This is a genomic window from Legionella rubrilucens (genome assembly GCF_001468125.1).
Lineage (GTDB): Bacteria > Pseudomonadota > Gammaproteobacteria > Legionellales > Legionellaceae > Legionella_C > Legionella_C rubrilucens.
Window position 1 is genome coordinate 85,102 of sequence record NZ_LNYT01000020.1, and the last position, 13,864, is coordinate 98,965.

Below are 13,864 nucleotides of genomic sequence, written 5' to 3' on the forward strand. Positions count from 1 at the left end.
AATGAAGCCTGCATCGTATTGAGCGCGTTGGTGGTTATCACTTAAAATGCTGTAGGCAGCACCGACTTCCTTGAATTTTGCTTCAGCCGATGGATCGTTCTGATTCTTGTCAGGATGGTATTGCAGCGCCTTTTTGCGATAGGCTTTGCGTATGTCATCCTCTGAACATTGTTCAGTGTTGAGTCCAAGGATTTCGTATAACTTCTTAGGCATTATTACTCCAACGACGTAAATATATCTGAATTATAAGCCACTAAACTTAAGCCAATATTATGTGATCGATTTATCTTTGAAAAACAGATTAAGGGGGCCGTGACCTCAGGGTTTCTTTTTAGCTGTGGCATCACAGCAGAGCAGGCTAGAGCATGACGAATTCTTCAGACCTTGCCATGAGAAGCTAATGATTCTGAACAAGCAATTCTTTAGCATGCAGCCGAGTTTGTTCCGTGATGGTCAGTCCGCCGAGCATACGGGCAATTTCATTGATTTTATCGCTTTCCTCAAGCGCAATGATGTGTGAGAAAGTCTCATTTTGTTGACTGTGTTTCTCAACCACAAAATGATGGTGAGCGGCAGAGGCAACCTGCGGCTGATGAGTGACACAGAAAACCTGGAGACGCTCGCCCAACTTACGCAATAATTGACCTACCAATGCGGCTGTTGCGCCGCCAATACCGACGTCCACTTCATCAAACAACAAGGTGGGTGTGGCACCGCGTTGGGCGGTTACCATCTGGATTGCCAGGCTGATGCGCGACAATTCACCACCCGAAGCAATTTTGCTCAATAAGTCCGGCGACATACCGGGGTTGGTGCAGACTTTGTATTCGACCTTGTCCATGCCATGCGCCTGCATTTTATCCAGCGCGCTGATTTCAATTTCAACCCGGCCTTTCGGCATACCCAACTGCTGGATAATGCGGGTGATTTCCTGGGACAGTTTTTCCGCGGCCAGTTTTCGCGCGCTGGATAGCTGCGCGGCGGCCGTTTCATAATGCCGGGTGCAGCGCTCATACTCCTGCTGCAGAAAGGAAGCGCGCTGTTCTGCATTCTGTAATTGATCGAATTCATCCTGCAATTGCCTGGCATGCCGGGGCAACGCATTGGCATCAATATGGTATTTGCGTGCGGCCTGATGCAAGGCACTCAGGCGTAATTCAACGGTTTGCAGACGCTCTGGGTCAAGCTGGACCTGATTGGTGAATTCGCGGACTTCATTTAAGGCTTCTTCGCACTGAATCAGTGCATTATTGATGAGTTCTGCCGCGTTTTTAATGGTCTGTTGCTCTTGAGGCAGTTGATTTAGGTACTGCAAAACCTGATTTAACGCCCGATTGATATTGAGTTCGTCATTGTCATTGAGCAACGCCAGGATCTGCTGGCTGTGGGTTAAGTAATCGTTGGCATGATGCAGAAGCTGATGTTCTTCGCTTAGGGATTGCATTTCGCCTTCGTAGGTGTTCAAGGCCTGCAATTCATCGATCTGGAACTGCAACAACGCCAGACGATCCGAATGGGCATCCTGATTTTTAAGATGATCCATTTCCTGTTTAATCTTCTGGCATTGCTTATAAAGGGCCTGCACTTGCTGTAAAGAATCATCATGACCGGCATAATCATCAAGCTGCTGGCGGTGAGTCGCATGATGCAGCAGCGTTTGATGCTGATGCTGGCCGTGGATATGGACCAGCATTTCGCTGAATTCCTTGACTTTTTGCAGGGGAAAAGGCTGACCATTGATGTACGATTTTGAGCGGCCTTCCGCGTAGATTATTCGCCGCAAAATGATTTCACCGGCTTCGCAGTCAATGTCGTGCTCTTGAAGCCATTTAGCCGGTTCGGACGTTTTATCAATGTGGAAGGTCGCGCTGATGTCGCATTTGTCTTCGCCTGTGCGTAGTGTGGAGGCATCCCCACGGCCGCCTAAGGCCAGCATCAGGGCGTCAATCATAATCGATTTACCAGCGCCGGTTTCTCCAGTGAATGCGGTCATCCCCTGGGAGAAATCCAGGTCCAGCTGTTTGACAATGGCAAAATTTTCAATGCGCAAGGAGGTGAGCATGTTTATCCCTGGTGTTTTGATTCCCAGCCGAGTTTGATCCGTAATGTATCATAATAATGGTAATCGGCGGGATGTAACAAGCGGAGTTGTTGCGCATTTTTTTCGACAGAAACCTGTTGTCCCGGTTTAACCAGCCGCGATTCATGCCCGTCACAGCTGATGCGCAAATCGGTTTCATTCAATTCACTGATGATTAAGTCCACTTTTGCCTGGCCATCGATAACCAGCGGCCTTGAGCTTAAACTGTGCGAAAACATCGGCACTAAGACCATGGCATTCAACTGGGGATGCATGATCGGGCCGCCAGCCGACAGGGCATAGGCGGTGGACCCGGTGGGGGTGGAAATAATCAAGCCATCCGAACGGTAATGACAAACGTATTGCTGATTGATGTACACATCGAATTCGATGAGGTGGGTTTCACTGCCGCGGCCCAGCACGACGTCATTTAAGGCATCCCCCTGGAAGTAGGTGTTTTCATCATCATGGATGCGGGTTTGCAGTAAAAAACGGTGTTCTTCCATGTATTGGCCGGCGAGCACGGTGTCCAGTTGTTTTTCCATGTCTTTCGGATTAATGTCCGTCAGGAAACCCAGGCGGCCGCGGTTGATGCCAATCACCGGCACATTGACTTTAATGGCCATGCGCGCAGCGGATAACAGACTGCCGTCGCCGCCGACCACAATAATCAAATCCTGTTTTTTACCCATGCAGGATCGTTCAAGGACCGGGAGATTCAGTTTGAAATGAGAGGCGGTCTCGGTATCCTGATAGGTCTCGATTTTCTGATGATGTAAAAATTTAACCAGGCGCTCAATGCTTTCATTGACGCCCTGGTTGGCACGGTGTTGGCGTGCGTAAATGATAATGCGTTGGAATTTTTGTTTCATATCAGGCCAGATATTACCTGTCAGGAATGAGAACCTCTGTGTTTGATCCTAGCACATTCCTGACCTATAAACAGGGTGGCCGTCGAAGGAAGCACGGCCAACGCCATCTTACTCTTCGGCGCTGGCGCGTGAAGCCCGCTTACGCTCGTGTTCCTTCAACGCTTTTTTGCGCAGGCGGATGGATTGCGGGGTGACTTCCACCAGTTCGTCGTCGTCAATGAATTCCAGAGCCTGTTCCAGCGACAGTTTGATAGGCGGGGTCAGAATGATGTTTTCATCGCTGCCTGCGGCACGGATATTGGTCAATTGCTTTTCCTTGGTGACATTGACCACGAGGTCGTTATCACGGGAATGAATACCGACAATCATGCCTTCATAGCACATGGTTTGCGGTTCAATGAACAATCGGCCGCGCTCTTGCAGGTTAAACAGGGCAAACGCACGGGCGGCGCCATTGCAGTTGGCAATTAATACGCCATTAACGCGTTGACCCAGGCGGCCGCGATGTGCAGGGCCGTAATGGTCATACACGTGGTACATTAAGCCTGTGCCGGACGTGCTTGACAGAAATTCGGTGTGAAAACCGATCAAGCCACGGGTAGGAATCATGTAGTCCAGTCGCACACGGCCTTTACCGTCAGGGATCATGTTCTGCATTTCCCCGCGGCGCTCGCCGAGTTTTTCCATGATCGCGCCCTGATGGGTTTCTTCCACGTCCACGGTTAAACGCTCGTAAGGCTCCAGTTGTTCGCCATTCTCTTCCCGCATGATCACTTCAGGTTTTGAAATGGCCAGTTCATAACCCTCGCGGCGCATGTTCTCGATTAGAATGGACAGGTGCAGTTCACCGCGGCCGGAGACGCGGAATTTGTCCGGATCTTCAGTATCTTCAACCCGTAACGCCACGTTGTGCAGCAATTCGGTTTGCAGACGTTCGCGTACCTTGCGGCTGGTAATGAACTTGCCTTCCTGACCGGCAAAAGGCGAGTCGTTAATCTGAAAGGTCATGCTGATGGTGGGTTCATCCACGGTCAATGCCGGCAGGGCTTCAACCTGATTGGGATCGCAGAGGGTGTCAGAAATGTTAAGCTGTTCAATTCCCGTGATGGCGACGATGTCACCGGCGCTGGCTTCCTCCACTTCGACGCGATCGAGCCCTTTAAAGCCTAATAATTGCAAAATACGGCCGCTGCGGATATTGCCATCTTTATCAATAACCTTCACCGGCGATTTGCTTTTGATTCTGCCGCGGGTAATCCGGCCGATGCCAATGGTTCCTACGTAAGAGGAATAGTCCAGTGAACTGATCTGCATCTGAAAAGGGCCATTCTCATCCACATCGGGTGGCGAGACGCGATCAATGATGGTTTGCAATAAGGCGTTCATGTCGCTGGCTTCATCGTCAAGATCAAGCTTGGCATAGCCATTTAAGGCGGAAGCATACACCACCGGAAAATCAAGTTGCGTATCATTGGCACCCAGATTGTCAAACAGGTCAAACACCTGATCCATAACCCAATGCGGTCTGGCGCCGGGTCGATCGATTTTGTTAATCACCACAATCGGATTCAAGCCGCGGGCAAAGGCTTTTTGGGTGACAAAGCGCGTTTGCGGCATCGGCCCATCCACGGCATCAACCAGCAGCAGCACGCTGTCGACCATGGAGAGAATACGCTCCACCTCGCCGCCAAAATCGGCATGGCCTGGGGTGTCGACAATATTAATCTGGTGATCGCGCCAGTGAACGGAGGTATTCTTGGCAAGAATGGTGATGCCGCGTTCTTTTTCCAGGGCGTTGGAATCCATCAGGCGTTCCACTTTGGGGGCGCGCTCATTTAAAGTACCGGTTTGTTGTAACAGTTTATCAACCAGGGTGGTTTTGCCATGATCAACGTGAGCAATGATGGCGATGTTGCGAATTCTCTCAATCATATAAGACCTTTTGCGGTGAAGCAGACTCAAGCGTATTGCGGCTTATCCGTTATAAAAAGCAAGCCATGTGTTCAGGGATTCGCCATTATACATGGGTTGAGGCATAAATCCTATTGGAAACTTGCCAGGACGGTGTAGTATGTCCCAGACTGAGTTCGTCTCGCGATTGCTGCTGTATTTGTGAACACCCAGGCAGCATGAATTATAAGTGTGAATCATGAAGACCAATAAATCAAAAATTAAATGCCCGACGTGTGGCCAATCAGATACCTGGCGTTTGGATAATCCGTACAAGCCCTTTTGTTCCTACCGCTGTAAATTAATTGACTTAGGGGAGTGGGCCAGTGAATCACGAAAAATTCCCGGAGATCCCACGAACCCGGACAATGTCCAGGACAGTGACGATTCAGGAGAATAGTCACGGCCTATTTGACTTAAAAATAAACTAAATGGTATTATATTTAACATTTGGCTGTCAGATAATGTCCCCATGCGCTCTCAATTTGAATACTCAGGCCACCCGATTTATCCTGCTGCCCCTCGAACCTGGCGGGTGTTTATCCGAGCGGATGATTTGGATGCTGAGTCGGTTCGAACATTGCATACCCTGACTGAATACAGGGTTTGTCCTGCCCTGCACATGAATTTGGGTACGGCCGACTTGCCTCAACGGGCTTACATCGACTCGGGTTATGTCAGTGCCTTTGAGTTTCACGATAACAGTGCTTTAAAGGCTGCCAATGCGTATTTGGCCTATAAAAATGTACATTTCATTTTTATTCCTGAAGCACTCTGTGATTCGATCTATCTAACCGGCGGCACAAGAGGGTTTGAAAAAAACGGTAAAACGACTCATCCTCGACGCGAAGAGGGGTCTTCCTGGCAAATTCCGGTTCGTAATTCCGTTATTCCGCAAATTTTTAATACCGATAACATGTCCGTTGCGCTGATGGAGGGGGACTCCCGTTCAAGTTGCGAAGTATTAATTGGCGGGAATTGGAAGGATTATGCTGTTTGCTTTACCTTGCCCAAAAGTCTCTCCAGAGAAATTGCCAGCCACGAACCTCAGGATATTGCGACTCTCGAACGGCTGTTAAGACGAAGCGGCAGCCTCCCTTATCTGCTCAATCCCGATCGCTCCATAAGCTATGCCCAACGAGAAGCAATCGCTACCCAGGCAAAGCAATTGCAAACCTGGTGGAAAACGCTGGGAGAGGAGCGAAAATTGCTTTGCTTTATGCACGCAGTGCTTGAGGGTAACGCGTATCGAGAGCCAAATCCTGAAAAAGAACCCCGTTTTTTGCGCGATCTATGGGCTGTGCAACTCAGGCTGAATGAAATGATGCGCAGGACGCCATCCGCGAGCCATTACTTCAATGCCCTGCAATGGGTGATAACACGTCTGCATAGTCAATTGCTTCCCTTTCATCCGTGCTATCACCCCCTGTTTAATCGGTTTGTGCAGGAATTTAAAGAAGCGGTTCATCAGCAAAATGAGGAGGAAATGCAACAACGCACTCATTATCTTCACACCGTTGATAAGGCCCTGCAGGCGGAAGAACAGTTTTTAAAACGCCTAAGACAGAGTCACCATCAGCAATTCTTACCCTCGACAGCATTACAGACTCGTCTTGAACAGTGCTGCAGCCTTCTGTCGATGGTTACTCCCACGTCGAACGAAAACGAACTCATCGAAAAAACCATGTACGTTAAATCGGTAACGGAGGCGCTGGAAAAAGAATTGACTTTGTCTAAGCATCATCAAATCACCCGCCAATTAATGAACCTGGAGCAATTCAGGGCAGGCAGGGAACACTCCTTTATTTTCCATCTGGTGGAATGGTATAACGTGTGGGTGGATAAAAGTGACGGCTTGTTTAAGTCACTGTCCCCGGAAGCGCTGCATCAACAGGCAAAAACCTGCGCAAAGACACAAACCGCTTTGATTAAACTGCAACAATTATTTGACCAGTGTAACGCCCGAGGCGCCGGCATCAATCAGGAGAAATCCAATCATTTATTCAGGCAATTGGTGGCGAGGGTGACCAATCAGTTGGAGCAGGCATTGAATCAGGGAACCTCTTTGGATGTTGGCCGATATCTCGATGAAGCGACGCATTATTTGCTTATTCTGCTGGCTCAGCGATTGGGTTCGCAACGAAATGCCTTCTTCAATGAAAAAATGCAATCCAATCACCTGCAAAACCTGGATAGAATTCCGAAACCCCAGGTGGAAGAAACCAAACCGGCTTTCATGGAAAGCAGTTTCTCATTTGATTGAATTCACTTGCCAGTTTCATTGATTTTAAGGTTCAATACGGAGTCTACTCTTTACGTTTTGATGCAAATTCACAAGGAATTGATATGCTTAAAGTCAGTGGCTTAAAAAAGCTCCGCTTACTGAGTTTAATACAAGGAATGGTTATGATGACAAGTACACTCGCTGGCAGTGGTCGTGGCGATTTTCACGTCCTTTATCAGGGACAGTCGGTTGACGATTTGATTATTCAGTACATGGCAGAACACCATATTCCCGGTATGTCCTTAGCCATTGTACAGGCGCCTTATATAACCCGTGTGGTTGGTTACGGTTTAGCCAACACCGACAGCAAACGCCTGGTAGCAACGCACAGTGTTTTCCCCATCGGACAAATTACCAATGCCTATACGGCGGTTGCGATTATGCAGCTGAAAGAAATGGGGAAATTGCAGCTCGATGATGCGCTTTCCTCCCATTTAAAGGACATCCCCTCATCCTGGCAGGGAATTACACTTCGACAGCTCATTACTCATTCTTCCGGTTTACCGGATTATCGCGAAAGTTCAGGTTTTGATTACAGCAAGGAGTACACGCCGGCACAATGGCTGGATCTGATTAAAAGCACGCCCATGCTGTTCAAACCAGGAACCCAAAGCCGAGCCAGCGCGACAAATAATTACCTGCTGGGTCTTGTCATCGAAAAGGCAAGCGGCATGACTTACCAGGAATTTGTCAGCAAAAATCAGATTGAACGCATGGCGCTTAAGCATACCTTTTTTGTCGGCGGCGAGAAAACCATTGATAATGAAGTCAAAGACGACACGGCTGGCTTTAAACATCAGCAATTTCTAAAAAATCGGGTTTACATTAACCCAATCGAGCCGGTCACCGGGTATGAACAAACCGAGCAGAAACTGTCGCCGTCCAAACCCTTAAGCTGGACGGCCACCTTTGCTGACAGCGGCATTATCGCCTCGGCAGAAGACATCAGTTTATGGGATATTGGTTTGGCTGGCGGCATCCTGGTTCAGGATCCAGCCGACAGAGAATTTCTCTATCATCCGGTGACGGTGAATGGTCAAACGATACCTGGCAACGCGGGATGGCTCTTTCCGGGTCATCCAGGGTTTATGGAGATAAAAGGCCATTTGCCGGGTTATTCGTCTTTCCTGAGCCGTTTTACAGCGCCCACGGAATTGGTCTGCGTGACTCTGCTGGCGAATAAGGGCGGGTTACCGGATTTGGATGGTCTCGGGCGAAAAATTGCCGGTGCTTTCGATGACAAGCTGGCCGCGCCTGTTGGGGCGGTTTGGTCCGAAACCCTGCAAAGTCCTTATTCGGTCAGTGAAACCATGAATCGGGTGGCCGCCATTATCAAAAAGCAGGGTGGAACGGTATTTGCCCGCATTGACCACAGCGGCGAAGCTGAAAAAGCGGGGCAATCCTTACCGGAGACGCAGGTGCTGATTATTGGTAATCCCGCGAAAGGCACGGCCCTCATGCAGGCGAATGCGGCCTTTGCACTCGATCTGCCGTTACGGATTATGGCGACTCAAGATGAGAAAAAACAAGTCTGGTTAAGCTTCACCGATCCGGTAAAACTGGCTTCACAATACCATGTCACACCGGAGCAACTGCCGGTATTGAAGCCAATGAGCCTGGGATTAAACCGGATTTGTCAGCAGGCAGTCAGTGCAACCACGATTCCTGCCTCTCCCTGAGAGCAGGAATCCCCCGATTAATTGGGGTTAAACGGGACAATGGCGGTTTCGCTGTTTTCGATCTGCGGCGTTTCAGGCTCGTTGCCATCTTCCAGATGCAAATCAGAACCGTCGGTAATGGTCAGTACATCAGTATCCGACATTGCTTCCAATAAGGGCAAGCCCTGCTCTTGCCGGGACGGTTGATCTTGTCCGGTGGGCTGTTGAACAGTTGGTGTCTGGACATCGGCCGGGTTGCTGCTGAATAAGCCCAATATTTTATTGGTCATTTGATGGTTAAATTCCAATACCCATCGCAGCAGCTGATCAACCCATTCCTGATTAGGATCCTTGTCTTCGCCTTTTTTAGCCGCGGGTGTCATGAAATCGTAAAGGGAATCATTTAATTCCTGGGCACGGTTTTTGTCTTTAACCTTGGGTTTTTTAGCGGGTGTGGCCTCCGCTTCAGCTTTAGGCTTGGGTTGTTCAGGCAAGGCGGTGTTGTCGGGGTCTTTTTTCTTGGTGTCCGGGGTGGTAGACGATTGAGCGTTCTTCCCGAGATCATCCTTCTTATCCTGGTCTTTATCCTCGCTCTTATTCTCTTTCTTATCGGGAGCAGGATCGGAAGAGGAAAGATCGTATTGGTGGCGTTTCTCTGCATCCTTTAAAACAGAATAGGCTTCACCCAGCTTTTTAAACACCTCTTCAGCGTCGGGTTCTTTGTATTTATCGGGATGAGTCAACAAGGCCGCTTTTTTATAGGCTTTGTTGATGTCCTCAAGGCTTGCGTTCGGAGGCACGCCCAGCACCTCATAAAAATTAGTGGCCGCTTTGATGCGCTCAGCCGTGGGATTTTTTGCTTTGGGGGCGGCATCTTCTGGTGTTGAGGACATGTGAATCTCTTATAAAACCAACTTATGTAAATAATAGCACATGCCTCTTTCAGATCATGCCGTTTTGTTTTTCTTAACACACCGTTTACAAAAATCATGGGCATGGTTTGGCAAGGCAGCTTAAGCGCAGGGCATTTTATTGCGCAGGATAATGAATAATGTCATGGAAAAAGGCGCTTTTATCACGGGTATTGCGGTAGCCGTGGGGTTTACTGGCATCAAAACGAAGCCCATCGCCGGGGTGAAGCACATGCCAGTCCTGATGAATCAGAATTTCAACGGTCCCCTCAATCACAAGGATGTGTTCAATCACCCCGGGTTCATGCGGCGTGGATAATTGCTCGCAGTGCGGTAACAGTTCAATCATAAAGCATTCAAAGCGCAGTTCCGGATCAAAGGGGAACAAGGAGGTGATTTTAAGTTGCTCATCCGCATGCTGCAATGCCTGCTGGGGTTGGGGGCGGTAAAGGGTTGCGGTGGCGTCACGCGGGCTGTCTTCAAGAAAAGAAGAGAAAGACACATGAAAACCGCTGGCAATTTTCCATAAAGTGGCCACTGTCGGGCTTGATTCCAGGCGTTCGATTTGGCCAAGCATCGCCTTGCTGACGCCAGTTTCCTGAGCGGCCTTGTCGAGACTCCAGCCGCGCTGCTGGCGAAGGGTTTTCAGGTGATTGGCGATGTGTTGTGCAAAAATGTCCAAAATTTTTCCTCTCAACGCTTGTGCGTTATAACGCACGATGCTATCCTCTATCTGTGCGCTATAACGCACAACGAGTTTATTCTGTATTTAATCATGAGGTGGCGCGATGTTGAAGTATTTTTCCATAAGTCATGCCGCAGCCGGCTTTATCGCGGTAATGGTGGGGTTTACCAGTTCAGCCGCCATTGTGTTTCAGGCCGCGGCGGCCGCGGGGGCCGACAAGGCGGAAATCAGTTCATGGCTGTTGGCATTGGGTCTTGGTACGTCCTTAAGCACCATGGGCTTGTCCGTTTATTACCGCATGCCCGTTTTGACGGCCTGGTCCACACCGGGAGCGGCCTTGCTGGTAACCAGTCTTGCAGGCCTTTCCCTGCCTCAGGCGGTAGCCGCCTTTATGATGACGGGCCTGCTGACGTTGATTGCCGGCTTAAGCGGCTATTTTGAGAAGGTGATGAATTATATCCCGCGTGATTTGGTGGCCGCCATGCTCGCCGGAGTCCTCCTTCATTTTGGGTTGAATGTGTTTACCGGCTGGCAGGAGGACCCCGGACTGGTTGCAGCCCTACTGGCCAGTTATTTAGTGGGTAAACGCTTCTTTCCCCGCTACATGATGGTAGGGGTGCTTGCCGTCGGCCTGTTGTGCGCCTACGGTCAGGGTTTATTTACCCATACCTTGATTCAACATGGCTTGACACGTCCCGTGTGGGTTGAGCCTCAATGGTCGTGGTCACTGTTATTCAGCGTGAGTCTGCCTTTGTTTATTGTCACCATGACCTCGCAGAATATCCCGGGCATTGCCGTTCTGCATGCGGAAGGTTACCGCCCGCCCGTCTCCACCCTCATCAGCTGGACTGGGCTCACGAACGTGTTATTCGCGCCTTTCGGCGGCTTTTCCTGTAACCTCGCGGCCATTACTGCGGCGATTTGTGCGGGTAAAGAAGCGGGTCGTGATCCTGATTTACGCTATCTTGCCAGTCTCTGGGCCGGCGTTTTCTACCTGTTGATGGGCCTGTTTGCTGCAGCGATGGTGGATGTTATGGCCTCTTTTCCCAAGGTCCTGATTACGACGATTGCGGGCCTGGCGCTTTTTACTACCATCGGCAGTAACTTACAAGCCGCATTTACAGAGGCACATCGTCGTGAAGCTGCGTTGTTGACCTTGATGATCAGCACCTCCGGGATTACCATTTTAGGAATAGGCGCGGCCTTTTGGGGGTTAGCGGCAGGTATTGCCGCCAATGGACTTCAGAAAAAGCCGCTTCGCGCAATGACAATCCGTGGAGAATAAACAGCGTGCCATTCACCTCAAAACGGTATCACCTGGATACGTCATTGTCCCCCACCCATTTCAATTTAAGCCGCTGTTTGTCGCAGTTGGGGTGGAAGCTTACACGCTTTAACTGCCTGTCCAGCATCAATGACAAGGTGCTGCTGTTTAACGAGGCGGCTGCACAGGCTCTGGAATACAAGCATTTGCTGGCACAACTTGTCGCAAACTATTGCCCGCAAGTCGCGCCCCAAACGTTTTGTGTTGATGAGGGCAATTGGCAGGAAGTGGTGCATCATCTGGTGAGCATCCATGCCCAACTGCCGCCTCAGGAAAAATTAGTCTGGATATTAAAGCCGGCGTTATTAAACAACGGGCAGCACATACGCCTGTTTAACACACCCGAGGCTTTAGCCGCGCATTACCTGCACTCAAAACGCATGGGCGGTATGCATGTTCTGCAGCGTTATTTAAGTCCCCATTTATTAAGGGATGATCGTAAATACAGTATCCGGTTGTTTGTCATTCTGACCAACTACGATGGCGCATATTGTTATACAGACGGCTACTTTAATGTCGCCCTGCATCCTTATGTGGAGGATCTCTCTGATTTGCGGCCCCACTTAACCAATGAACACTTGCTTGATCCCGAGGTCAACGTCATTCAGATCCCGGCCAGTCGATTTGCGCAATTCAGTCGTTATCTGCCGCAAATGGACGCAATTCTGCAACAATTACTGCAGGGTTTGCGCTATGATTTTCCCGAGGCTTTCCATTGCAGCAGACAACGAACCATTGCCCTGTTTGGTTTTGATTTTATGGTGGACAGTCATGAGCGGGTATGGCTGCTCGAAGCCAATCACGGCCCCTGTTTTCCGATCGATGACCACCACCCGCTTCAGGCCCCTTTGTATCAGGGGTTTTGGCAAGGACTGATTCACAGTTTCATTGAACCCATCGCCGACAACCGGCCTGTCAAACACATTGATTATCCTCATTTTAACAAAGTGCTTTGACGTACCATTTAGACTAATTGATGTTCTGTTTTCCATTGCGACCAGGGGCCTGAATAACCCTTAAAGCGAGCCTCGGCATACTCATAAAAACGTTGCAGAAACTGAAGCCGCTCCTGATAGTAGGGTGTCAGGTCAGGATCGGTACGCACAATCTGAGTTAAATCGTAATAGGGCGGAATCGCCGCCAGCCGTTCAATGATGTCATTGAATGAAGCCTTGTCGGCGTTGTTTAACATATCGTACATGGCCAACAGCGTGGTGGAGCGGCCTTTGCCGCCACGGCAATGCACGTGAAGCCACATGCCTTTCGGCAATTTCTTGATCAGGGAAACAAACGTATCGACTTCTTTATCCAGCGGTGCGCGGTGATCGGTGATGGGTAGCCGGCGATAGGCAAAGCCTGCTTGAGTGACTTGCTCTTTTTCGCTGAGCAGGGTTTCAACAGCAATGGAATTGCCTGTGCTGTAATCTTTTTTGGCGAACTGCTGAACGGTCAGCACGTTGTCTATTTTTTTTAATGACGACAGGCGTGCCAGCCATTGCGTCTCTGCTGCAATGGATTCTTCCGCGGTTTTACCGAGATTCAACCAGTTATGAAGATCACAGAGGGTGATGGCATTGCCATTCAGGTAGCCATGGTTTTCCTGACGCAAATCAAGTACCAGAACCTGATGGGGTTCAATGCCCGCCCGGGATCGAATGTAATCCGCCACCTGTTGCCATCCCTGGCTGCCAGGCTCGGCGCTTAATGACATGTGCAGGTTATCAACACCGGCGAGATTGCCGTGGTAGTAATCGCTAATCATCAAGGTATCGCGCAGGCTACCCACCGGCGATGCCGGGGCTTCGGTGTCTTGTACGATGCAGGGTTTCTCGCGCGTCGCTTCGCAGGTGATCGGATCATTAAACGAAAAAAGAGGAGGAATAGACGCGGCCCACCCCAGGAGCATTAACGTGATCTTCAATTTAATCATGATAGTCGCTCGCAATCCAAAATAGTTTCTCAGTCTAGGTAAAAAACGCTGGTGCTTCAATAGCTTAAGACATTGACTTGGACTCGATAAAAAACAATTGACATTAAAATTTATCCATCTGACTACAAAATGTTGCCTGATTCAGGAAATTGGTATGCCGTTTGCTAAAC

At 49.6% G+C, this 13,864-nt stretch carries 12 protein-coding genes; 5 read left to right on the top strand and 7 right to left on the bottom strand.

Annotated elements, in window-relative coordinates; all coding sequences use genetic code 11:
- The 4 genes from Lrub_RS08145 to typA all read right to left on the bottom strand — a co-directional run.
- A partial coding sequence (locus tag Lrub_RS08145) for a DnaJ domain-containing protein (protein WP_156413047.1) occupies positions 1 to 213 on the bottom strand: 213 nt, incomplete at its 3' end.
- A 184-nt stretch (positions 214 to 397) separates the two neighbouring features.
- Positions 398 to 2,062 carry a DNA repair protein RecN gene (gene recN, locus Lrub_RS08150; RefSeq protein ID WP_058531693.1) on the bottom strand — a complete coding sequence of 555 codons (1,665 nt, stop codon included), beginning with the start codon at positions 2,060 to 2,062 and terminating at the stop codon, positions 398 to 400.
- Between the two features lie 2 nt (positions 2,063 to 2,064).
- On the bottom strand, positions 2,065 to 2,952 hold the full coding sequence (locus tag Lrub_RS08155) for an NAD(+) kinase (RefSeq protein WP_058531694.1): 888 nt from the start codon (positions 2,950 to 2,952) through the stop codon (positions 2,065 to 2,067).
- A 108-nt stretch (positions 2,953 to 3,060) separates the two neighbouring features.
- Positions 3,061 to 4,884 (bottom strand): translational GTPase TypA, encoded by a 1,824-nt coding sequence (typA, locus tag Lrub_RS08160; protein ID WP_058531695.1) that lies wholly within the window; start codon positions 4,882 to 4,884, stop codon positions 3,061 to 3,063.
- A gap of 217 nt (positions 4,885 to 5,101) precedes the next feature.
- On the opposite strand from typA, the gene Lrub_RS08165 reads away from it, so the two are divergent.
- From Lrub_RS08165 to Lrub_RS08175, 3 genes are all read left to right on the top strand, one after another.
- Positions 5,102 to 5,302: a DNA gyrase inhibitor YacG gene (locus Lrub_RS08165; protein ID WP_058531696.1), complete on the top strand. Its 201-nt coding sequence runs from the start codon at positions 5,102 to 5,104 to the stop codon at positions 5,300 to 5,302.
- A gap of 72 nt (positions 5,303 to 5,374) precedes the next feature.
- Positions 5,375 to 7,165: a hypothetical protein gene (locus Lrub_RS08170; RefSeq protein WP_058531697.1), complete on the top strand. Its 1,791-nt coding sequence runs from the start codon at positions 5,375 to 5,377 to the stop codon at positions 7,163 to 7,165.
- Positions 7,166 to 7,308: 143 nt separating this feature from the next.
- Complete coding sequence (locus tag Lrub_RS08175) at positions 7,309 to 8,865, top strand: serine hydrolase (protein ID WP_065235756.1); 1,557 nt, start codon at positions 7,309 to 7,311, stop codon at positions 8,863 to 8,865.
- 17 nt (positions 8,866 to 8,882) lie between these two features.
- On the opposite strand, the gene Lrub_RS08180 is transcribed toward Lrub_RS08175, so the two are convergent.
- Together Lrub_RS08180 and Lrub_RS08185 are read right to left on the bottom strand one after the other, a co-directional pair.
- Positions 8,883 to 9,737 carry a J domain-containing protein gene (locus Lrub_RS08180; protein WP_058531698.1) on the bottom strand — a complete coding sequence of 285 codons (855 nt, stop codon included), beginning with the start codon at positions 9,735 to 9,737 and terminating at the stop codon, positions 8,883 to 8,885.
- Positions 9,738 to 9,873: 136 nt separating this feature from the next.
- On the bottom strand, positions 9,874 to 10,473 hold the full coding sequence (locus tag Lrub_RS08185; RefSeq protein ID WP_237760783.1) for a helix-turn-helix domain-containing protein: 600 nt from the start codon (positions 10,471 to 10,473) through the stop codon (positions 9,874 to 9,876).
- Positions 10,474 to 10,543: 70 nt separating this feature from the next.
- Here Lrub_RS08185 and Lrub_RS08190 point away from each other — a divergent pair, with 70 nt between their 5' ends.
- Together Lrub_RS08190 and Lrub_RS08195 are read left to right on the top strand one after the other, a co-directional pair.
- Positions 10,544 to 11,725, top strand: coding sequence for a benzoate/H(+) symporter BenE family transporter (locus tag Lrub_RS08190; RefSeq protein WP_058531699.1), 1,182 nt, complete (start codon positions 10,544 to 10,546; stop codon positions 11,723 to 11,725).
- A 5-nt stretch (positions 11,726 to 11,730) separates the two neighbouring features.
- Positions 11,731 to 12,720, top strand: a complete 990-nt coding sequence (locus tag Lrub_RS08195) for a tubulin--tyrosine ligase family protein (protein ID WP_162263135.1) — start codon at positions 11,731 to 11,733, stop codon at positions 12,718 to 12,720.
- 8 nt (positions 12,721 to 12,728) lie between these two features.
- On the opposite strand, the gene Lrub_RS08200 is transcribed toward Lrub_RS08195, so the two are convergent.
- On the bottom strand, positions 12,729 to 13,694 hold the full coding sequence (locus tag Lrub_RS08200) for a phosphatase domain-containing putative toxin (protein ID WP_058531701.1): 966 nt from the start codon (positions 13,692 to 13,694) through the stop codon (positions 12,729 to 12,731).
- Positions 13,695 to 13,864: the final 170 nt, after the last annotated feature.

Excerpts from the sequence above, each read along its gene's own strand:
- recN (WP_058531693.1), bottom strand. The coding sequence starts at position 2,062 with ATGCTCACCTCCTTGCGCATTGAAAATTTTGCCATTGTCAAACAGCTG.
- Lrub_RS08155 (WP_058531694.1), bottom strand. The coding sequence starts at position 2,952 with ATGAAACAAAAATTCCAACGCATTATCATTTACGCACGCCAACACCGT.
- typA (WP_058531695.1), bottom strand. The coding sequence starts at position 4,884 with ATGATTGAGAGAATTCGCAACATCGCCATCATTGCTCACGTTGATCAT.
- Lrub_RS08165 (WP_058531696.1), top strand. The coding sequence starts at position 5,102 with ATGAAGACCAATAAATCAAAAATTAAATGCCCGACGTGTGGCCAATCA.
- Lrub_RS08170 (WP_058531697.1), top strand. The coding sequence starts at position 5,375 with ATGCGCTCTCAATTTGAATACTCAGGCCACCCGATTTATCCTGCTGCC.
- Lrub_RS08175 (WP_065235756.1), top strand. The coding sequence starts at position 7,309 with ATGATGACAAGTACACTCGCTGGCAGTGGTCGTGGCGATTTTCACGTC.
- Lrub_RS08180 (WP_058531698.1), bottom strand. The coding sequence starts at position 9,737 with ATGTCCTCAACACCAGAAGATGCCGCCCCCAAAGCAAAAAATCCCACG.
- Lrub_RS08190 (WP_058531699.1), top strand. The coding sequence starts at position 10,544 with ATGTTGAAGTATTTTTCCATAAGTCATGCCGCAGCCGGCTTTATCGCG.
- Lrub_RS08200 (WP_058531701.1), bottom strand. The coding sequence starts at position 13,694 with ATGATTAAATTGAAGATCACGTTAATGCTCCTGGGGTGGGCCGCGTCT.